This window comes from Clostridium sp. MCC353, assembly GCF_018785315.1.
Taxonomy (GTDB): Bacteria; Bacillota; Clostridia; order Lachnospirales; family Lachnospiraceae; genus CHH4-2.
Window position 1 is genome coordinate 13,326 of record NZ_WQPN01000066.1, and the last position, 22,662, is coordinate 35,987.

At 45.9% G+C, this 22,662-nt stretch carries 13 protein-coding genes; 2 read left to right on the forward strand and 11 right to left on the reverse strand.

Annotated elements, in window-relative coordinates:
- Positions 1 to 151 precede the first annotated feature (151 nt).
- The 4 genes from GPL15_RS12810 to GPL15_RS12825 all read right to left on the reverse strand — a co-directional run bounded on the left by GPL15_RS12810 (position 152) and on the right by GPL15_RS12825 (position 13,168).
- Positions 152 to 1,096 carry a hypothetical protein gene (locus GPL15_RS12810; RefSeq protein WP_215699070.1) on the reverse strand — a complete coding sequence of 315 codons (945 nt, stop codon included), beginning with the start codon at positions 1,094 to 1,096 and terminating at the stop codon, positions 152 to 154.
- Positions 1,093 to 9,405, reverse strand: coding sequence for a SpaA isopeptide-forming pilin-related protein (locus GPL15_RS12815; RefSeq protein WP_215699071.1), 8,313 nt, complete (start codon positions 9,403 to 9,405; stop codon positions 1,093 to 1,095). Before GPL15_RS12815 ends, GPL15_RS12810 begins: the two co-directional genes overlap by 4 nt.
- Positions 9,406 to 10,459: 1,054 nt before the next feature.
- Positions 10,460 to 11,470, reverse strand: a complete 1,011-nt coding sequence (locus tag GPL15_RS12820) for a transglutaminase domain-containing protein (protein WP_215699072.1) — start codon at positions 11,468 to 11,470, stop codon at positions 10,460 to 10,462.
- A 1,257-nt stretch (positions 11,471 to 12,727) separates the two neighbouring features.
- Complete coding sequence (locus GPL15_RS12825; protein WP_215699073.1) at positions 12,728 to 13,168, reverse strand: hypothetical protein; 441 nt, start codon at positions 13,166 to 13,168, stop codon at positions 12,728 to 12,730.
- A 911-nt stretch (positions 13,169 to 14,079) separates the two neighbouring features.
- Between GPL15_RS12825 and GPL15_RS12830 the strand changes: the two genes are divergently transcribed.
- Complete coding sequence (locus GPL15_RS12830) at positions 14,080 to 14,916, forward strand: RNA-guided endonuclease TnpB family protein (protein ID WP_215699074.1); 837 nt, start codon at positions 14,080 to 14,082, stop codon at positions 14,914 to 14,916.
- Positions 14,917 to 15,674: 758 nt separating this feature from the next.
- Here the strand turns inward: GPL15_RS12830 and GPL15_RS12835 are convergent.
- Positions 15,675 to 16,856 (reverse strand): polysaccharide deacetylase family protein, encoded by a 1,182-nt coding sequence (locus tag GPL15_RS12835; RefSeq protein ID WP_215699075.1) that lies wholly within the window; start codon positions 16,854 to 16,856, stop codon positions 15,675 to 15,677.
- 12 nt (positions 16,857 to 16,868) lie between these two features.
- On the reverse strand, positions 16,869 to 17,420 hold the full coding sequence (locus GPL15_RS12840; protein ID WP_215699076.1) for an HD domain-containing protein: 552 nt from the start codon (positions 17,418 to 17,420) through the stop codon (positions 16,869 to 16,871).
- Positions 17,421 to 17,566: 146 nt separating this feature from the next.
- Between GPL15_RS12840 and GPL15_RS12845 the strand changes: the two genes are divergently transcribed.
- Positions 17,567 to 18,292 carry a hypothetical protein gene (locus GPL15_RS12845; protein WP_215699077.1) on the forward strand — a complete coding sequence of 242 codons (726 nt, stop codon included), beginning with the start codon at positions 17,567 to 17,569 and terminating at the stop codon, positions 18,290 to 18,292.
- A 133-nt stretch (positions 18,293 to 18,425) separates the two neighbouring features.
- Here GPL15_RS12845 and GPL15_RS12850 read toward each other — a convergent pair whose 3' ends face one another.
- The 5 genes from GPL15_RS12850 to pxpB form a co-directional block, all read right to left on the reverse strand.
- A complete protein-coding gene (locus tag GPL15_RS12850; RefSeq protein WP_252198377.1) occupies positions 18,426 to 18,695 on the reverse strand; it encodes a DUF4176 domain-containing protein in 270 nt (89 codons plus the stop codon).
- A 47-nt stretch (positions 18,696 to 18,742) separates the two neighbouring features.
- Positions 18,743 to 19,900: a hypothetical protein gene (locus GPL15_RS12855; protein WP_215699078.1), complete on the reverse strand. Its 1,158-nt coding sequence runs from the start codon at positions 19,898 to 19,900 to the stop codon at positions 18,743 to 18,745.
- Between the two features lie 60 nt (positions 19,901 to 19,960).
- The gene (locus tag GPL15_RS12860) at positions 19,961 to 20,716 is read right to left on the reverse strand and encodes a 5-oxoprolinase subunit PxpA (RefSeq protein ID WP_215699079.1); all 756 of its coding nucleotides are present in this window, start codon (positions 20,714 to 20,716) and stop codon (positions 19,961 to 19,963) included.
- 147 nt (positions 20,717 to 20,863) lie between these two features.
- Complete coding sequence (locus GPL15_RS12865) at positions 20,864 to 21,829, reverse strand: biotin-dependent carboxyltransferase family protein (RefSeq protein WP_215699080.1); 966 nt, start codon at positions 21,827 to 21,829, stop codon at positions 20,864 to 20,866.
- Positions 21,829 to 22,575, reverse strand: a complete 747-nt coding sequence (gene pxpB / locus GPL15_RS12870) for a 5-oxoprolinase subunit PxpB (RefSeq protein ID WP_215699081.1) — start codon at positions 22,573 to 22,575, stop codon at positions 21,829 to 21,831. The genes GPL15_RS12865 and pxpB overlap by 1 nt, the downstream gene beginning before the upstream one ends.
- Positions 22,576 to 22,662 lie beyond the last annotated feature (87 nt).

The window sequence follows — 22,662 nt, forward strand, 5'->3', positions numbered from 1 at the left end:
CAAATTGTAGCGGAAAAGCAATTATATTCATAAAATAGTAAGATTTTTTCTTTTTTTCTTAATTCTTTTAATTATGTTTTCATACTTTTCGAGGTTTTGTACCAATATATTACATTTATTTTGAAACTCCTTCCAGCCGTTTTTCCACATCTTACCTCCTCTTATCATGAGTAATATTGTGTTTCTTTTTCTCTTTTAAAAGCCGGACCAGATAGATTAAACATGCTGCTAAAATCAGCAATACTCCTATTGAAACGGTAATGATCACCGTTGTCCTTATCCAGTTTTTCCAATTGGCCGGGGGGATCATTTCTTTTGTTTCCATTGTCTCCGGCTCCGTTTGAACAATTGATTCTTCAAATGTTTCCGCAGGCTGGTCAAGGGTACGGTATACAGCCTCCCACTGGATTCCTCCCTGCTTTGTCAAAACTGCTTTCCCCCCATATCTGACCTGATAATCACATAAGCGTTTTTCTCCTGATGCAGCCGCATCACGGCACCATTGGCCCGATTCGTCCTGATAGGGTTCTCCTCTCCATTCAATTCCGGTTAAATGGTAATCACTTTCCGGCAGTTCCGCCATAGCCAGCAGTACGCCTTCATACCCCTCTAATTTGGGCCTGTCTTCATCCGGCATGATAAGATAATCTCCCAAATAATAGGCATCTGAATGGTAATCGTGGTAAGTTATGGGGAGTTCCATGCCTGTTTCCCAGCGTTCCGCCAAACAAATCACTTCCTGGACCGGATAATCGGAAGTTATCTTCTCTCTGTTATATTCATTATAAATGGTGATCTCGGAAGTCGGTGGAATACGGTCTGTGTATTCCATCCCCTCATAAATCACCTCATTTTCTACGATCTTCTCAGCCTTTTTATCCGGCAGTTCTATCGTTCGCCAGGAATCCAGGCTGTAGACTACTCCATTTTCATCCACATATTGCTGATCTGGCGGATTGAATTCCGGATTTTCCGAAGAAAATATCTCGCTGGTTATTGTTATTTCTTCTGCCTGAGGCCCTTGTGCGGATACTTCAAAATGATAACAGCTCGTAAACAGGAGGGCAGAGAATATTAAATATAATAACTTCTTCATCTTTTTCTCCTTCTACATAAATATGCGATCACGATTAACGAAAAAAATACTAAAAACAGCCTGCCGGCTATTCCTGCTGCCTCATCGCCAAGTTTAGGCAGGCGCAACAGCGGTTCTGTCAGCCAGCTCCCAAAATGAGGTCTGCTGGATGGAGCGTATTTGACAGTTATTAAGCCTATTTTCCAGGGATCCGGCATGTCCGGTTTTTTAATATCGGGAAAATGTTCATTTCCACCTGACCGGATTTTGAAATTTCTGTATTGGAAATTTTGAACTTCAAAAGCTGAGGTAATGTGTATCTTTAATGGAGATCCCTTTTTATATCCGGAAGGGGCCTCCAGTTCACTAATCATATAGTCCCCTTCTTCAAGCCCATAGATCATATGGGGAATATCGGAAGTTATCCATTGGTCAATTACAGTACCATCTGTTTTTGACAAGCTCAACCTGGCTCCGGCAAGGGTAAGACCGGACGTTCCGTCTATTTTTTCTACAGAGACCTTAGTCGGCTCATCATACATGGTCAGATATTGGATTTCAGTCATATTGTGTTCCACCGTAAACTCGATTGTTTCTGCCAATGCATACCCTGTCCCCGGTGATCTGATCTCTATTAGAAAATATGTACCCTCTCCAATTCCGTTAATATAATGTGGCTGTTCGGCACTGATCCAATGATCTGCAATATTTTTTGTATATTTCCCCACTACCAGTAATTCCGCGCCCGGCAGTTCTTCCTGCGTTGTCAGATTCTTTTTGCTGATCCGGACCTGGTTTTTATCATCTGAAACCATGTACTGATAATAGACAGTTGGAGTCCTCTCATCAACGTATAGGAATTGAAATTCGTGGGGAACCGGGTTCAGCATATAGTCCATCGGGGCGTCCACTTCTTGAATTTCATAGGTGAAAGGTTCGAATTTTCCCTGTTCATTCATGCGGCCGATTGGCACCGCATTGGATGCGGTGGCGCAGCCCGTCTCGTCTGTAATCAGCGTTTCCACAACTTCACCGGTGTCCTTATTAGTTAAGGTAAATACAGCCCCTGCCAGACGCTCGTCCGGGGCTTCGGAATCAGTCTTTTCGATGACTAAAATCCCTTTCGGAATTTCATCAATCATCTCCGTATACTGGATTTCTCCGGTGTCCATTACGGTAAAGGGGATATTTACAGATTGCAGAAACCCGTATGGAGTTGTGGTTTCAATCAGAACATAGTCCCCTGCAGGCAGGTATTCAATCCGATGAGGCTTTAAATCTCCTGTTTCAAATCCAGCCGGGATCAGGCCTGCTTCTCTGTCGGCTTCACTATATCTGCCATCCCGGCCCGAAATCCAGGTATCAAACGGCTGTGTTTCCATGATTCCATATTCATCTGTCTGGTGTATTTCAAGCCATGCGCCGTTTACTTCTTTACCGCCAGTCATATGAACCTTACTAAAATCCATAGTCAGAGGCTGGTCTTCCATAACAAATTCCTGTATCGTTTCGGCATGACCAATATCTTCCACAGTAATGAGCAAAGGATCAGCGGTTGCATAGCCTTCCGGAGTAGATTCTTCTAATAAGACATAGAAGCCGACCGGAAGGTATTCAAACCGTGTACTGCCGTTTTCCGTTATGTAGTACCGGGCCTGGCGGATGTCCTCGCTCATATCCGTGTAATGGATTTCGTAATCGTATACCGTCCGGGTTACTCCGTATTCATCTGTGACCTCTCTGCCGGTATCTAAAACTGCCTGTCCATCACTGGTTTCCCAGGTGGCAGCCAGGCCATTTTCCTCCCATAAAGGAATCTGCCGGCCCGGGTTCATTTTGGTAGTCTTGATGACCGGCCGGCCGGATTCGTCCAGGCGTGCGCGATATAGGGAAAGGGTGGCTTTGTGCTCTTCATCCAGTGGCTCCCCGGTTTTCGAATCCGTCTTTTTGATCTCAAGAGCGGTGTAATCGTCTTCCATAACAAAGGTCTGCACATCTCCTGTTTCTTTTACCAGGATTTCCACCGGCGGGCTTTGCACATAGCCCCATTCGTAGGGAACCAGGGTTTCTTCCAGAATGTAGTAACCTGCCGGAATGTGGTCAATCCAGTGGGGAGTAGAGGCGGCCGCCATTTCGCCCGGACGGACAAACCGGGGATTTCCGTTGTCATCATACTGGTAGCCGGAGATCCATTCGGCATAAACTTCACCTTTCACCAGATGGTATCCCTTTTCACCATCTTCCTTTTTGATGGCATAATCTTCACTGGAATTCTCTTTACTGACGTTCTCTTTACTGACATTCTCTTTACTGGCGTTCTCTTTACTGACACTTTCTTTACTGACACTCTTTTTGGTAATATTTCCTTCATCGTCATACTCTTGGATAGCCTTTTCTTCATCGGCATTCTCTACTCTCTCCGCCCGGTACAGGGTCAGTTTGGCATCCTGAATCTCTGACTTGGTATCAATATCCAGTTTGGCAATATTCACTTTAGTAAATTTATTCTGTAGGAAAAAATCCTGGATTTCCTTACTCTCCCGGAAAATGATGCCCAGGTATTCGGACTGTACATAGCCCTGCTCGAACGGGACGTCGGTTTCTTCCAGGATATAAGCCCCAAATGGAAGCCGGGTGATGGTATGGGTTCCGTCTTCCGAAGTAGTCCAGACTTCGTCCTGCCAGGTGACATGTCCATCTTTGTAATAGATCGGAAGGCCGTTTTCATCCTCTAAGGCATCCAGGTCTGTATAAATGGTTTCCGAATATCCATCAGAATGAATCTGGATGGACTGGACTAACTGCTTTTGGCCTTCTTCATCTACCGGGTATACAATTAGTTTTCCATAATCATCATATACATAAGCCATACCGGTAATGGAATCGGCATAACAAATCCGGTTTCCCCGGTCATCTAAAACATACAATTCCCCGGTTAGTGGATCCGGCTCCGTCTTAGTTGTTTCCAGGTCATAGAAATACACATCAACCGACTGATTCTTAATCTCTTCCGTATCCCAGATATCCAGATGGGCCGGGCCGGAATCTTTTTCGTTGGTGGTAATATCTAAGTGGTTTCCGGTTTCCGCGGCAGTAACCCGGATGATTTTTCCGGTTTCTTCATCCGTTTTGGCGGAAACGCCCAGGTATTGGTTTTTGCCGGTTCTCTTCACTTCCAGGCCCTTATACAAGGCCAGGCCAGCCCCTTCTACCGGGATACGGAACAGGATCCCTTTTCCGGAAAAGCTGCCGTCCAGCTCATAAAGAACCTTTACATCGGGCCGGGCCAGCAGTTCGGCTTCTGTTCCGCTTATGATCACCTCAGACCATTCCTGGAAGGTCTTTGTTACGGTTCCGTAATACTCCTTGGCATCCGGATCCCAGGTGATGGTTTCTACATCCCCTCTGGCTTCCAGGTACTCCTTTCGGCCCCGTACCTGGTATGTGAGAAGATCCCCTTTGTCATTGACACCAGAAAGATCATCCAGGGCATTGGTATCCCCGACCTTAGAATCGCCATCCTCCACCTTATGGATGACCATTTGAGACGGATAATCTTTTACTTTGATCTGGTTTACATCGTAGGTATGGTATTTATTCTCTTCTCCCATGACCGGGATTGCATACTGGTATTTTTCCGCAGTTACGGACTGATTGGGATTTCCTTCTTCGTAGTAATCCACCTTGTCGCTGTAAACCTCAAAGGCAATCGGTTTACTTTTTAAATAACCTTCCGGAGCTTGGACTTCCACCAGGACGTAGACACCAGCTCCAAGAGGCTGGTAGGTTTCGATATAGCCCACCGGGATCTTTTCGATTTTTCCGCTTTCCGTTACCACCTCTTTGATGGTGGAATACGCCTTAAAGATCCCCACCTCATTGCCTTCCGTGTCCTGCATGAGGATCTGTTCGGATTCATCATAGTCCGGCATTGTTACGGTTCCTTCGTAGGTGCTGCCGTTCCAGTGGATGCCGTCTGCATCCCCTCTGGATTCCAGCTCTGCCCTGGTGCCGGTTATGGTAAATGTTTTATAAAGGACTTTTCCTGTTCCGGTCACTCCGGTAGCTCCTACTCCGGTGAGATCACGTTTGGCTGCATAGATCTTAAATAAGGCACCGTCATGAATGATGTTTTCCCCGGTCACAGAATCCAATTTCTCAATCCGGATTTTGGAACTGTAGAAGCGGTTCTCCATATCCGCAGACGCATGGGCAACATAGTTGAAGTTTCCTGTTTCATCCAGGCCAGGTTCCCGGTTTCCGATATCCCCGTTGTCATTGATGATCCCTCCGGTGACCGGGTTCTGGATCGACCATGGAACCAGTGCAGGAGCGAACTTCCGGTCCACCATGGTGGTGATTCCGGTCATGGTTTTTACACCGTCCTGGGTGATTCCGTAATCGGTGATGTGGCCGTTCCGGTCATAGTAGGTTTCATAGTAAACGCCGTCCTGGGCACCAGCATTTTCACTTTGTCCGTAATGATAGTAAGACTGGACGGTTTCATTGCCGCAGTCCTGCCAGGAATCCGGTTCCAGGCCATATTTAAAGATCTTAAAGTCTCCGTCATTGTTATGGGCTTCAATCACATGGGTTTCTTCGTGAAAACGAATGAAGTATTTTTCCCGCATCTTTTCCGGCGTCATTTCGCTGTCATACAGATAGTCGCTGGAATCCACGCCCTCATGTACCGTACCGTCCGGGTCAATTTCCGGAACACGGGGAAGGGTAATCTCCTGGGGTTTATCGATCTCATAATGTTTATTTGGGATCGTGGTTGGCTGCTGTTCGACCAGGACATAGGTGCCATATGGCAGCATGGCCGAGGCAGCGTAATAGTCATCCACTCCGCTTCCCTTGTCGGCATGGATCGTGGTCAGGTCATGATCCTTATCCTGGTCCGGAAGATCCCATTCAACGGCCAGGTCTTTGATGTATTCCGGGTGTTCCTTGAAAAAGAGTTCATAGTCGTATTCCAGATCCCCTTTGTCAAGCGGCACCAGCTGGCCGGTATCCACCAAATCCTGTTTCCGGTATAAACGGAAGTAAAAGTCCTTTAGGGTCTTTGTTCCCTTTTTGCCGTTGTAGCCTCCAAACAGGACGGTGAATGGATCACGATGGATTTTATAGGTATTCACATTGTCATAGGAGGTCTGGGCAATGTCTTTTGTTACCTTAATGGCCTGTTTGATTACTCTCTGAAGGACAATCACCGGAACCTTTCGGGTGTTGCCGTCCTGATAGATCACGGTCTGTCCCGGATAGGCCAGGTTCTGAAACTTGATGTAGCTGCCCTGATCCAGGGCATTTTTGATGGTAAAGGCGCTGACACCGGCACCCTTGATCTGAGCCAGGTAGTCTGAGTAAAACCATTCTTCCCCGTCTATAACAATCTCTTTTTCCTTTGTTACGGCCCGGTAGGTAACGGTCTGGGGATCTGTCTCAGTGTCCCAATTGACGGTATTGGGGACATGGATGGTATAGCTTCCGCTGGCGGCGTCATAGGATGCGGTAACCGGAACCAGGCTGTAATCTACGGTAGTCTGGTCAAGGTTGTCGTAAATAAACTGTGTCTCATAAATTGGGATACGGTTCCCGTTTAAGTCCAGGCGGTAATCACCGGCACAATACGTTTCATAAAGCGGCTGGTACTGTTCCTGTAAAAACGGTTCCTGATCTTCTAAGAACGGAATCTCTCCGGTAATGGTTTTGGACGGAAAGACGGATACATAAAACCCGTTCCTGGTAAAGTTTCCGGCTGGATAGGATAAGAATAAATGACTGTCTGCGGCTCCACCGGTTACGGTAAGGTCTTTCCGGATGTAAACCGCCTGGGACAGAGGATCATACACAGCCTTCCATTTGGCCGCTTTGTAGTCATAAAAGACTTCTGCTTTGTAAATTTCCTCTTCCTCAAAGATCCGATGAACCGCAGCACTGTCCCAGAAGGAATTGGACGCATACCAGTCCAGGATTTCTTCCCCGATTTCCCGGTTGGTCTGGCCTTCCAGTTCCAGGATTGTCCAGGGTGCGCCGCCGCCGTCTGTATCATCCAGGACTTTGTATCCGGTCTGATGCAGCATGTCATTGAGCTCATCTTTTAAGTAATCCGGATCCACGTCTGTTTCATCCAGCCACTTTTCCCCATCGGAAGGGCTGGCGGTTCCGGATGGATAGGTGCTGACCCGGTTATAAAGGTAATAAGATTCTGCAACGGGCTTATCCGTGTCATAGACCGGCTGGCCGGAAGCGTCCAGGACCGGGATATAGTTCCCGGTGGAATCCAGCTTCTTTTCGCCATCTTCCGCTTTTTCATATTCGCCGGTTGCTACCTGTTTGGTTCCGATGACCACCTGTTCTTTTTTGGTGGTGGGGATGCGTTCAGACTGGTAGAAGGTAGTGCCTTTGGGGTAACCGCTTACGATAATGTCGTACCCATTGGTTGTTTTATAGCTGGTAACATCAAATTCATTCCAGGAGCCGTCATGTTCATCAATCGGATGGTAAAGCCTTCCAGATGAGACGGATCCGGCTTCGGTAATGGTCGTGGTGCCGGTTGCATTCCGGTTGGAATCGGTCAGGTTGATGCCGTAAACCGATAGTTCATAGCCTTCGGAGCGGGATATCTCCCGGATGTAATAGCTGCCTAAGATCAGGGGGTGGCCGATCCAGCGGTGGTCATTGTTGAAAACCGATTTGGAAGTATCGCTCTCTTCCGTATAGGCCAGGAAGGAGGCATCTCCGTTGATATCTGTAGTGGCCATGGCAACCAGGTCATTGGCCTTATAGACAGTTCCGGTTTTGCCGTCCGGGTGAACGATGTTTTCCGCTGCATATAATCCGTAAACCGCGCCTTCTAATGTGGCGTCGCCCTGTACCTGGCCGTAGCTTTTCTCTTTGTCCTTGTTGTACAGTTCCAGATCCCGTTTGTTGATATGGATCTCCCCTTCGGTACGGCGGTCGTAAACTTTAAAGAGGTAAGCGGACCGGTCCGGGGTTCCAGACGGGGTAATGTCGGAAACGTGGTCACTTATCGGGGATGGAAGGGAAACGCCGGTGTCAAAATCACCCCATCCGCCGTCTTCCTCATCATCAAAGGAAAGTGATATGGCTAAGTTTTTAGCTGGCTGAATGGCTTCAAACCTCCGATCTATAAGGGTGTAGAGGTAGGGAGCTTCCCCGGGTGAATCCTCTGCTGTTTCTTCCGATTCAGCCAGGTCATTAATTAACTCTGTATCCAGATCAAGAAGATCTTCTTCCTCAGCATCGGAAGGGCTGGCTGTTGGATCCGCATTGGATGCGGTTGATATTGGCAGCGTTGCTTCGGCATCGGAGGAAGTCGCAATTGTTTCTTCCAAGTTTAAGGCCGGTATTTTTAGTTCGGCTTCTGTTTCCGTAATGAACCGGAACTCTTCTAAGGAGGCTGGGGCCGTATAGGGAAGCGGTAGGCTCCGGGTTCCCGGGTTCCATTCCAGACGGGATTTTGTTATAGTGCCAAAATCGGTCTTTTCTCCTATGGATCGGATTCCTTCGGGCTGGTTCCACGCAGTTACCTGGCAGTCGGATCCGGCCTCAGAAGAATTGATCCGAATGGAGGGAATACTTTCATCATCGTTGTGTTTACCATGGAGGATGTAGCCGTACCGGGCATTGATTTCCCGGATGGTGTAGCCATATTCCAGGTGGATGAAGGTATCGTAGGTTCGCTCCCGGTCTTCAAGCATTTCTTCCAGGGCATCCCCGGAATCCATGCCGTGATAGTGGGTTCCGTCTTCTGCTTTCTCTTCACAGAGAGCGATCAGTTCTTCCCATTGTGCTTCCAGTAGGGCGTTCAGTTCTTCGGCTGCTTCAATTTCATCTTCATTTGTGACCTCTCCGGTTAATTCATCCTCTTCTGGTTCGGGGACTTCCACATACTCCGGCTCCGGGTGGCCGTCACAGTAGGTACGTTCATATTCGTAGCGCCGGGTATCGGTGTGGTTTGCAGTCCCGTCCGGACCAGTGCGGATGCTGCCGCAGACCCGCCAGTCGTCCCAGGTGACAGGAGATGGCCACATGGAACTCTTTGAAACCGATCCATACAGGCCGTTGCCCAGTTGGGAGCCGTCAAAGGATTCCAGGACTTCAAAGGTGGAACCTTCCAGGCCCTTGCTGGTTTCAGCACAGTATTTGGAAAGGTCGAATAAGTAGTGGGACAGGAAGGTTTCTTTGTGGCGGTAGATATCTACGTGGGGCGGCTCTGGTTCGTCAAATGTGGGGGTGTCAGGGACGGTCACGCCGCCGATGTTGATGTAGATATTATTATCAATTTGTAAACCAGCACCAATCATAGCCTGGTCTCTCGAGCGTTCTGGTATGTATATAGTTAACGTTTGACTATTTTTTAAAATGGTTTGTAAAGAAGCAGGTAAATTTCCTTTAATCATTGTTGTAGGCATGTTTGAGCCATCGTAAGTAAATGTTAAAGTTGTACCAGAGATAGATTTTGACCATCCATCTGATAATTCCCAGTTAACTTTGGCTAAATCGGGGGTTGATGAAAAATCTAGGTTTAGTTTATAAACTCCATTTTCCAAAGACATTACTTGTGCTGGGGCATTCTCTTTGGAAGTAGAACACCAATCTGGTAAGACTTCAGCTCCTTGATATGTCGTATCAATCCAATTTTGCAAATCAGACCAAGCAGAGGATGTACCAGAGACGTGACTATTTACTTTTGAAATATAATCATCTGCTTCATCCCAATTACCAGTTACAACAGCCCATATGGCAGCTTGAGCAGCGGCATAACGACCGTTAGAGGACATGATAGACCCCTTTTTGTCATACCAATCACAGATTAATGCCAGCAGTTTAAAATCTTCTTCACTGGAAATGTATGGGATATCATCATCCGTGATTTTATAATGAACTCCCATAGCCCGTACATCCGATCCCATATGGTTTCCCGGATCAATACAAAATGCATTCTGATGACTGTCATCCCATCGAAATAAATAATGACGTTCCTGGCCAAACATGATTTCAGAAGAACCAAACCAAATATCAGTTCCAGAGAATTTCATAGAAGTGTCTGCATAAACCATGAGTGGGGAACATAGTTGAATAAAAAGCGTTACCCATATAAGAAATATGGATAAAAAGCGTTTCACTAGTTGTTTCATAATAATTTTCCTCGTTTTCTAAAGTCATGGTTTTAACAATGCTGATCTCCCTGTGAAATATTATTTAGATACATGTATATTCTTTTTTTTAAAACAGTTTGTTTGGCTGTAGTAGTGAAATTCATTTGAAACATAAAATCTCCTTTCTCATAATTTTTAAATAAAAAGACTATGAAACATATTTCTATGTCCATAGTCTTTTTTATCTCTATTTAGTTATTTAAAATAACGGTTCGGATAGAATATTTGGATCAAACTGAAGGGATGTTCCATTTAAACTCCAAATATTTTGATCTGCATCATCCGCTAGGGTAGTCAAATATTTTGTCAATTCTGAGTTGAAAGTTACATCATTATCATCATAGTAATGGTAGGATTGTACAAGATCAGATGTATCTATTACAAAATAAACATCATTGGTTTTTATATAATTCCAGGCATGATTAAGTGTACTTACGTAAAAACTTCTAACTCCTACCGCTCTAGTTAACAAATGAAAACTTTGAGCAAAACCATCACAGGCAGACACCCCTTTTACCAAACAAGAGTATGAAGAATTATAAAGAAGTGCATCATCATCAATAATATCATAGTGGCTCCGCTCTGCGATAAAACGAACAGCCTGTTCTGCTTTTTCATAGTCTGTAGCATTCTGCCAGTCAAAACTATTTAAGAACTCCATTACCTTTTCGACAACAGCCTGTTCATATTCTGTAAGTTCATTATTATATAACCCTGCAAGATAAAGCAAAACATTGGCATCCCTCATTCGAATCTCACGATTGGATTTAAAGATGTTGCTTTGTGCATATTCAAGGTTATTTGTAAAAAGAACGGGTGAACCATCAATTGAAAGCGAATAAGGAATCTTTCCTAATAATGGATATTGTGAAACATCCTTGCTAGAAAGATCAGGTGCAGTAACAGATGCAAAAGCAGCATTTCTGGCTTCATACTCAGCTCGCATACTTTCTTTAACCCATACACCATCAGCACCAATCCAAGTACCGTCTGGTGTATAGCCATTCGTAAGCATATAACCTTCGGAATCTAAGTAGTAACAAGTACCGTCATCATCACCTACCCAGCCGTCTGTACGCCAGCTTCCATCCTCTAATTGATACTTCCACCCTCTTTCATCTTGCACCCAGCCCTCCGCTGCATAAGCAGTAATTGGCATAAGAGCCATAATACCGGAAAGTGCTGCAATTAATAGTCTTCTTTTTTTCATAACTCATTCCCCTTTCTACGAGTGAAATGTGCTACTGGTAGCACATTTTTATGTTGATGCTGCTTCTTCTCCTATAAGTGGAATGTGCTACCAGTAGCACATTTATATAATTTGACATTTTTTTACGAAAATGCTATAGTAAAAGTACAAAAAGGAATAACCGCCACACAAAGGTGGTTGGCCTCATGCTGAATAGAAAATCCACCCAGGACTCGCCAAAGTACACAGGGTGGTTTTTCTATTCCTAACAACAAGGAACAAAAACTAATGATTTATTACTTACAGATATATAACTATAAAGATAAGTAATGCTAGAATGAACATTCCAAACGCCATAAGGTCTTTAAAATCGAACATTCACATCACCTCCCATCTTATGTAAAGGGAGGCCAATCACCCTGTATCACGGTTATTCCATAGCAATTAGTATAACATATATTTCGCAAAAATGCGACGATGATTTAAAATTGTTACCAAATTCTCATTTCATCGGTTCGCTAATTTATTCTTAAAATATTTGAAAATTTACCAGTGCATTCTTGTGATTTTAATCGCAAGTTAACCGGCAAGGTTTGTTCCTGACTCGCTTTTACAGCGTGTAAATCTGTTCCTCTGGAGCTGGCATAAGCCCCATTAATAGAAAGGCAATCGGCACTGAGACAGAAAGCTCATGTATTTATATATTGAGCAAGTTCACAATATAGCAGAATGAGAGGATCATTGTCGTTGTATAGAGGAAAGTAGGGCTGCTGCTTTTAGCCGGATAGTCCAAACCTTGCTTAAAACGAAGAAAAAATTATATCGCTTTCAGTAAACAATTAATGCAGAATATGTAATGATCCTGCATATCTTTTTTAATTTTCCATATCTTAAAAACTTCCTGTTATATATCGGAAAGAACTGCAATTGAAGGCCCCCATTCATCATTATTGTTCGAAAATTTACTACCAGCAGCACATTTTATATAATCCTACATCTTTTATAAAAATACATAGTATTAATTACATACAGGAGTAACCGCCGCACACCAAAACAATCACGAATGGTCCAATAGCCATAAGGTCTATAAATTCATATAACATTATCTCTCACCTTATGTATGGAAATCCAATCACCTTACATTACATCTATTCCATAACATTTAGTATAACCACCATCCTAAAAGTTCGATAAAATATTTAAGCTCCATATATTTTTATTTACAAAAAATACAACTGCAATCATCGAAAATCTTAATACCTTTCAGTTAATATTCCTTTACCTTTCTGTGTGTTCTCCTCCTCCCCTTAACGAAAAACAGTCTCCATAATACGGCTTATCTTCCGGACGTATCGTTCCGTCCCCTTTTTCTCCCACCAGCAGGCAGTATCCAAACTTAAATCTTTGAAGCTTATCCCCGGTTTTCAGGTACAGGGCATTGTAGTTTCCACAGTTTTTGCAGCATTTTTCAACGGATTCCGGCTTTTGCTTACACAGCCTGTAAATTGCAAACCTTAACCCCCTCTTTGCGAAAGGCTGAAGCTTGCCCAAAATCTCCGGAAGAAAGTACATACTTTCCGGGGTTGAATTTTCTTCATTGCTGATAAACACATCCTCATATTTCCAATCATCATACCACCAAATATTAAACAATTCATTTGCAGTCAAATGTTCCTTATATAATAAATAATCTTCTCCCGCAGATTCACTTTGCACCATAATAAAACCTCCTATTTTTAATGAACCGATAAGCGTATTGATCCGCTCCTCCGTCGGTTCTTACATTCATCCGTACTTTCATTAAAATTATTCTATATTCCAAATCCCCGTTATAAATACAAACGTTCAATTATCTAATTCACCATTTTAACCAATCTCCGCAAGCTGCATTGACCTCAAACCAGCAGGAATAATACCAGTTGCTATAATAAACTTATTTAACTCCTCCATTGCAAAAAGCCGAAAAATACCCGACTATTTTTTCATTTTCTGCCTGCATAAAAATAAAATCATTTCTATTCAATAGCTATATTTTTAACTATGGATTTTCCATATTCAATTTTCAATGTGCAATTCTTTTCCTTTTTTGGGGAAATACATGGTTAAGAACTAACCAAGTTTCTAACGATTATTTAATCGTAAAAATAAGATTATGAAGTCATTATACACAAAAACCTTCTCCTTAGCAAGGACTTTTAATAGTTTTCTGCAACATTTAAGATTCTGGTAGATTCTGATTTTGAAACCGGTAAAATTGAAAAAACTGCTGGTGCATTCTCGTGACTTCAGTCGTGAGTTAACCAGCAAGATTTGTTTACAGAATAGCTGTATGTGCCTATCGGCACTGCATTTTTAATAGTTTTGTCAGTTCCCTTACTGTAAAATAATTTAGTTTTTCATTCTAGTGGGTAAAGAATCATGCCTATTTCTATGTCAAAAATTAGAACACATGTTCGAAAAAATATTGCGTGATTCGTATTTGTATGATATAATTAAACTCTGAAAAAGCAGTTACGGGGAGAGCAACTTTGGAACCCGCCATACTGTGCAGTGGCCGTCAATGACCGGAGCTATGAACAGGTGAAGCATTACATGAACTCTCGAAAGGAAACATAATGAGGAGGCAGAGGATGAACAAGGCTTATAAGTACCGGATCTATCCCACCGTCGAACAGGAAAAACAACTGGCTGATACGTTTGGAAGCTGCCGGTTTGTTTATAACCATTATCTTGCCCTGCAGTCCGGAAACCATGAGCAGGGGAAAAAGCACCTGGGCAGGACCGCCTGTAATAACGACTGCAACCGGAACCTGAAACAGGAGTATCCCTGGCTCAGGCAGGTGGATAAGTTTGCGCTGACCAATGCGATCTATGCGTTGGAAGCCGCGTATCAGAGATTTTACAGGAAACAGGGCGGATATCCCAAGTTCAAGGGCAGGCGCCGAAGCCGTATGTCCTACACTACGAATTTTACGAATGGAAACATTGCAGTGCTGGATGGAGAGGTGAAACTGCCAAAACTTGGAAAAGTCAAGGCAGTCATCCACAGAGCCATGCCGGAAGGCTGGAATCTGAAACAGGCCACGGTATTAAAAGAACGTGATGGAAGTTATTATGTTTCGGTTCTGTATGAGTATCAGACAGAGATTACGCCGCAGGAAGTCCGCCCTGAGCGGATTATCGGCCTGGATTATAAATCAGATGGATTATATATGGATTCATCCGGCGTATGCTGCAATATGCCGCACTTTTTTAGAAAGAGCCAGAAAAAACTGGCGAAGGCCCAGAGAAAGCTGAAACAGAAACAGCTGCATTCGGCGAATTACCGGAAACAGCAGAAAAAGATTGCCAGGACAGCAAGTAAGACGGCAGACCAGAGAAAGGACTTCCTGCATAAAAAGTCGGTTGAGATAGCCAATCAGTACGACCTGGTATGTGTGGAAGACCTGGATATGAGATATATCTAAACGCAGTATAGCTGCAGGAATCAACTGTAGGGCCGGGACGGTCCGAACAGTATAATCTACGCCTGTGGAGCTGGCATAAGACCTGCTAACAGAGAGGCAATCGGCATTGAGACAGGAAGCTCGTGACTTTAGTCGTGAGAGCAAGTTCACCCGTTCGTACCAACTGTTTATTTAGAAGATGGCGATCCATTAAAGGAATACGGAATCGATGCGTCTGTCATCCGTTTATACGGCCATACAAAAGGGTCTATCGTTATTGATGTGGCAGAACACAGCATTATTGCCGGCGACGCCTTGATGAATATGTTTTATCCGGCCGTTTCCATGCTCTATAATGATAAAAATGCCTTGTTAAGAGCGCCCGAAAAGTCAGCGCGCTGGGAGAATGGAAAATTTATTTTGGCCACGGCAAACCCGCAGACAACCGAAAATGGATAAAGCTCAACTCCTCTGTTACTCAATTCCCGGTTCTTTCTCATAGAAGGGTATGTAAAATGATCAAGCTATAAAAAGACATCCGTAAAACCTTAAAATATAAGACTTTCCAGATGTCTTTTTATAGCTGTGATGTGTTGATACCCTACTATAAGAAAGAACCCAATTCTCCCCCTTTACTGCATAAAAATAGGGCTGCTGCAAAAGCAGATATTATCCAATCTACTTTTGCAGCACCCCCAATTCCGCTCTCAAAATAGGCGTCCCTGGCATCCGTCTTCGCCACTCTGCCACATGCACCTGTCTCCCGCTTCCGCCTTCGACTATCTCCTAAAACTGTTATAAACATGCCCCGGCGCCATACCGCCCCTATAAGCGGCCAGTTCACTAACCGTCACAAGCTGATATCCCCGGGCCGTCAATTCCGGAATAATGATTTCCGCCGCATCGGCAGTTGCTGTATACAGATCATGCATCAGCACAATATCCCCGTCTCTCACATTGTTGAGGACCGCGTTGATTGTGCTCTGGGCATTTCTCGTTTTCCAGTCTCTTGTGTCGATCGACCACATAATGGCCGGTATTCCCATATTTCCCAGCGTATTCAGAGACGCCGCATTATAATATCCGCCGCAGGGGCGCATGAGCACAGGCGTTACGCCGGATGCATTGGCGATTACCTGATTGGTTGAGCCCACTTGGGAAATAATTCCGTCCGCGCTTAAACTGGTCAGATATTTATGGTCATATGTATGGTTCGCGACTTCACAGCCCTGTGCCGCCATCTGCTGGACATATGCAGCATGTCCCGGGACACGGCTGCCTACCATGAAGAAGGTTGCACGCCCTCCGTTAGCCGATAAGGAAGCCAGAATCCTGTTTGTCACTCCGTTCTGGGGTCCATCGTCAAATGTCAGCGCTACCATTGGGCGGTTAGGGTCAATCGCTCCGAATAAACTCTCTTCCGGCTCTCCCCCGCCCTTAACTACCGCGGAAATGCGGATGCCGTCTATCTTCAGGCCCACTCCACTGGCTCCGGCCTCGGCCCCGTTCATGGCCCACTCCGTCCATGCCCCATTCTGCAGAACTTTATAATAAATATCATAGTTTTCTTCCAACTGCCCTGTCAGTTTCACGCTGATAGCTTCCAGCGGCATATCGGTATCCGTCTGGTTGCTGTCCGCTGTGTTTTCCACCCAGTCCAGCCAGCCTGAACCGCTTAAATTCACCTTATAGGCGATGGTTCCCGACATCCCCTCAGGCTGATTTTCCAATGAAGCTCTCATGCCGATGATGTAGGTGCCGGCAGCAGGAAGACAGGGCATATTGTCCCTCACATAAGGGTTCCATCCCTGTCCAAATTGATAAGTGCTGTAGACCGCTTTCAGCGGTTCCGGCGCTGCAGTCTCGTCCGCCATGGCAGTGACCGGACTGCTTCCGGCGCATATTCCCAAACAGGCCATGCCCGCCAAGAATTTTACCATTAATTTCTTAATCTTAATCATTTTAAAAGTCTCCTAATCTATAGTTTCATCCATATCTCCGAATACCAATCTGCAAAGATTTAAATATTCCTTATAACAGGGGTAAACAGCCAGATCGCTCAGTTCCCTGGCTACATTTTCATAATACCACTTGTGGTGCGGCTTGCGCTTTTCATTAAAACGGTTCCATATGGCATCGCCAATGGCCAGATAATCCCTTGCCGTACATCTCATGTTGCTCAGCTTGTCCCCTAATGTGACAATCTTTACATCCAGGCTGGCATGGTGAAGGTGGTCAATCGTCGCCGCTTTCCTTTCATGCCAGGATTTCGTCTTGTCCTCGGTTTCTTCCCAAACCAGCGAAGCAACCCTGTAACCAAATTCCTTTTCCAGCATTTCCCAGGTGACTCCCGCGTCTTCCATCACGTCATGAAGCAGTGCGGCAGCTATGATCTCCTCATCGCTCGTTATCATGGACACGATGACGGCCGCCTCCAAAGGATGGGTGATATATGGTATAAGAGTTCCCTTTCTGACAGCACCACTATGTGCTTTCGTTGCGAAAGCTACAGCTTTTTGTATCATGAGATTCCCTTTCTGTAAACATTATGGCATTTCTTACATCATAACACAGAAACTTACAATTTAGAAGATAAACTTGTAAGAGAAGCTATTTTCTGATATGCTATTGTAGCAGGCATTATTATACCAAACAGGAGGTTTCTTTTTACATGAGAGATTACACATACAGCAATACGCACAGGCGCAATCACGCGGGAAGATCGGGGCACTCTGTTTCCTCCGGGCAGGAATGGCTACATAACCTGCTGTTTTATATTCTTCCCTTTATCGTTATCAACGGCTTGATTTTTTTCCTTGTAACCACAAAACCCAAGTGTGAACTGGTAATTGGAGAAGACCACGATTATCTGAGCACTGAAATTAAATTGGATATTAAATCATTTCTTCCGACCAAAGACCTGACCGTAACCCTGGATTCCGAACCCCTGGAACTGGAACAGGTTAAGAAGAACAGCTATAAAGCCGTCATTACAAAAAATGGGGCTCTCGACATCTCCGTCAAGAGCGCGAACGGAATGACAGCTTCCATTTACGAGTATGTGGGCATTCTGGACGACAACCCTCCGTCGCTGAATAATTCCGTGGTGGAAGACGGTATCCTGACCTTTACCATAGAGGACAGCCAGTCCGGAGTTAATTTCGACGCCATTTATGCAACGGACTCCATGGGAATTACCATTTATCCCACATCCATTGACAAGGCGACGGGAACCATTACATTCCCTATCGATTCAGACGGCCTGACCATATATACCAGCGATCTTTCCGGCAACCAGGGACAGACCACAGTGACGCCGCAGTCCGCGTCCGACGGCAGTTCGGAGAATTCCGGCGGTTCTGATTCCGGTTCTGAAACAACGCTTCAAACCAACTAATATGAAAAGAGATTTTAAGCCTTTGCAGAATGGCCCCGGCCTTCTTCATAAGCGTTAAAATCTCTTTTTATTTTACATCCAGCTTTGCTGTTAACAGCGTTCCCCATTTTGGGCCATACTATACGGCATCTCTCTATTCGTTGTATGCCTTGGCTATTTCCCGGATAAATGTTTCCCGTTCCTCTGTCTGATATCCCTCAAAATACACCTTCTCAATATCTTCATGGTTAAATAAAAACTGATAATCCGGCCCCATATTGCCCTCGGGATAAAATACTCCGATATAATCATACTCCACTTCCGGATTCTTGCTGTCCAACTGTTTAATTCCATATATCATCAGTTTTTTCTTCGCATTTTTAAGCAAAATAACCGAACCAATCGGCAATAAATCTTTGATCATTCCCATCTCTCCTCTATCCTTTCCTACAGCGCGTAAAATAAACCCGGTCAGCCAAAGGACCATTTCCACTTAGGCAGTATATTCCCTATGCTTCTGACCGCTCCTGTAAATGTATCCTTTACCGCATTTCCGATGCCGGACACCACTTTTTGGGCGCCGCTAACCACGGCTTCTCCCACATCCAAAATGGTATCTGAGACAAGTTCCGTCACCCCTTTTCCGGTAAACTGTTTGCAGGCGAAATCCAGAACCGCAGATGCCGCTACCGCAACTCCGCCCACCACAACGGCCGGAGCCGCAATACCCAGGGCCGCCGCCCCGGCTGCCACACCGGCGGCCAGCAGCGCGCCTTTTCCTATATCAATTCCCGTTTCCAGCACAGTCTCTGCAACTGCCCGCTCTCCGGTTATTTCCCCTTTTGAAAACTCTTCATAATTGCTGAACCCATTGGCCACCAAGGCCAGCGTCCATCCGGCTATCTTAGTCCCCTTAATAACATTGCCGGCGGCATCCCCTGTGACTTCGTAATTCAAAGCGCTCTCAAATGTATCCTTTGCCGACTGCAGCCTGCCCATCCAGCCGGCGGTCTGGCTGATAGAGACCGCTTTATAACCGTTCAGCCCCAGCGCCTCGATCCAGTCCCACGGCTCACCCGCCAATTCAGAAGCGCCCATAATGGTCTTCCCCAGACTTTTAATGACTGCGCCTGCGTCTTTATAGGTAAAACCGTCATGATCCATCAGAATTTTAATTATGGAATTGATAACAGCCGTGGAGCCGCCCAGATCGCCGGCTTCTTCAATGACATCCAGGATCAGATTTACCGTTTCCCTGGGAAGGTCCGCATACCACGGCTGATCTCCGCCTCCCCCGCCAGTTCTGCCTGTTCCGGGAGACGGGGCTTCCATCCCTCCTATGGCCGTGCCCTGGGCTCTGCCGGTGATGCTGTTTTCACAATCTATGTACTGTTTACTGATGCTCTGCAGGGAAACATACATGGTTCCCATCTTCCGCTTTTCTTCTTCCAAATCCTCTGCCAGAGACTTGATTCTCTGCTGGATGGAAGAGTAGGAAGATGTGCTGATCCCCTTTGCGTTCCTCACGCTGCCGACTTCTGACTTAAACTCCTCCAACCGGCCGGAATACCCGTTTAACTCTTCCGCCAAAGCCGATACCTTATCCGGTTTAATATGAAAACCTGACACTCATCTGCCCCCTTTATCTGCATAAAACCGTAATTTTTTCAAATTATAACAATCTGCTTATTAAAACGCAGCCACTTCCACCCCTGCGGCCTCCAACGCTTTTCTTATCCTGACCACAAAATCCAATGCTTTAAGGCTGTCGCCATGAACGCAGACCGAATCCGGCTTTATGGATATCTCTTTTCCCGTATAAGCCTCGGTCTTGCCTTCCTTAACCATGCGGATCACCCGCCTTACCGCCAGTTCCTCATCCTCAATTACAGCGCCCGGCTTTCTTCTGTCGGCCAGAGAACCGTCCTCCTCATAAGCCCGGTCGGCAAATACCTCCTGGGCGCAGAAAAGGCCCGTATCCCAAGCTGCCTTAACCATCTGGCTGCCTGCCAGCGCCAACAGCTTTAATTCAGGATCAAACGCATAAACCGCCTCACAGACAGCCTTTGCCAGCCGGTAATCCCGGCCCGCCATATTATAAAGCGCTCCATGGGGCTTTACATGAACCATGGGCGCTCCTGCAGAACGGCAGAATCCGTACAGCGCCCCCAATTGGTAGGTCATATAAGCCTTTACTTCCTCCGGAGTAACGTCCATTTCCCTTCTCCCAAATCCCATCAGATCCGGAAATCCCGGATGGGCCCCAATGCCTGCGCCGTACTTTTTAGCCAGTTTCACCGTCCGCTCCATGACCTGGGGATCAGACGCATGGAATCCACAGGCGATATTGACAGAAGATACAAAAGGAATCACCTCTTCGTCCAACCCGAGGCTGTATCTTCCAAAGCTCTCCCCCAGATCGCAGTTTAAATCTATCTTGTTCATGATATTCCTCCATGCCGGAGCGTTTTTTGCGAAAGCATGCGCTGAGAATTTCAGATTCTCAGCTGTGATTCAAATTTGTGGCTCCGGCACAAATTTGAGTGTGACAAATAAGCCATCAGGATTATTTGTCACGCTATCTCCATGGCCTTACCCAAACCGTTCGTTCTTAATCCGCTCAAATTCCTCCTGCCGCGCCCGATACAGCCTCTGCGCCACCTCCACTGAACACGCGGTGAATCTCACCTTTTCATTGGTGCGAAGCTGCACCAACCTGGGGATGTCCACGGATATCACATTTGCTATTTTGGCATATCCTCCCGTAGTCTGCCTGTCGGCCAGCATAATGATGGGCATGCCATCCGGCGTGATCTGCACAGCTCCAAATGCGATTCCATCGGAGATAATATCCACGCCCTGTACCGCCTCTACCGGTTCCCCCTCCAAACGGTAACCCATGCGGTCAGAATCCACATGAATTTTATACTCCGTATTCAAAAATGTCTTGATTCCCTCTTTTGTATAATAATCCTCCTGGGGACCCATGATCACCCGCAGCAGTTCCGAAGACGGCTTCACCGGTTCTTCCTTATAAATATCCTTCCAATCGGATAAATCCCTTTTATTCATTCTCCGCAATCGTTTCCTGGGATTTCTCAATCGGATCAGCGCCCCCGCTTCCAGCCTTCCTCCCCGGAATCCTCCCAAAAGGGATTTCGTATGGGTGGAACGGCTTCCCATCACGGGCTGGACATCAAGCCCTCCCGCAAATGCGATATAAGCATATCTTCCCGACTTAGGATAACCGAATTTCAAAACATCCCCGCGCTTTACCTGTAACGCCCGGTTCATGGATACCGGCCTGTCATTGATCTGCGGTTCCACAGGCGCGCCGGTAACAGCAATCACCTCATCTTCCCCAAATTCAATGGACGGCCCCAGCATCATGATCTCTAAAACCGCCTCATCCGCTTCATTGTCCACAAGCAGATTGGCTGCGCGGTAGGAACTGGTATCCATGACTCCGGCCTGGGAAAACCCTGAACTCTGATAGCCTCTCCGTCCTGCATCCTGAACCGTTGTAAACATGCCTGGTGTCAATATTTTTATTCCCATCAAAGCACCTCCACTTCCGATATTCTGCATTTATACATCCCGATGGACAAATCCCTCTTTATCTGCTCATATTCGCCCCTGCTCACCGGAATAAAGCGGATATAATCGCCGGTTTGGTAAAGAAGGGGACTTTTTCTTCTGAGACGGAACGGGCGGACCGGGGTTTTTCCGATGAGACGCCATCCTCCCGGAGAATCCAAAGGGTAAATTCCCGTCTGCTTTCCGCCGATGCCGACGCTGCCCGATGGGATTTTCGGCCTCGGCGACGAGAGCCTGGGAACCTCCAGCCTGGGGTCCAGCCCCCCTAAATAAGCGAATCCCGGTAAGAATCCCATCATATAGATCAGATAATCCCTGCCCGAATGAAGTTTTATCACTTCTTCCTCCGTAATCCCCGCATATTCCGCAACGTCTTTTAAATCCGGACCCAGTTCTCCGCCGTAACATACGGGAATTTCAACCAGACGCCTGGTTCCCCCGGCAATGACGGACAAATCCCGGTCCAAAAGACTGCGAAGGCAGGCCTCCAGTTCTTCATACCAGATCACTTCCGGGTCATAACAGATCATCAGGGAGCAAAACGCAGGAATCGTCTCCACAATGCCCTTCAGGCGTCCGGCATTCACCTCCTCCCCGATTATTTTCTGAAAACCGCTTACTTTGTTATTCACCTCAACACTGATCTCATTGCCAAACTCCACACACACTGCCGAATCTCCATTCAATAAAATTCGGGGATAGCCCATACCAGATCACCTCACTTTTTTTAAAATCAAGGCGCAATATCACAAGATATTACGCCTTTGCCCTGCAGTTCCAAATATTCACAACAG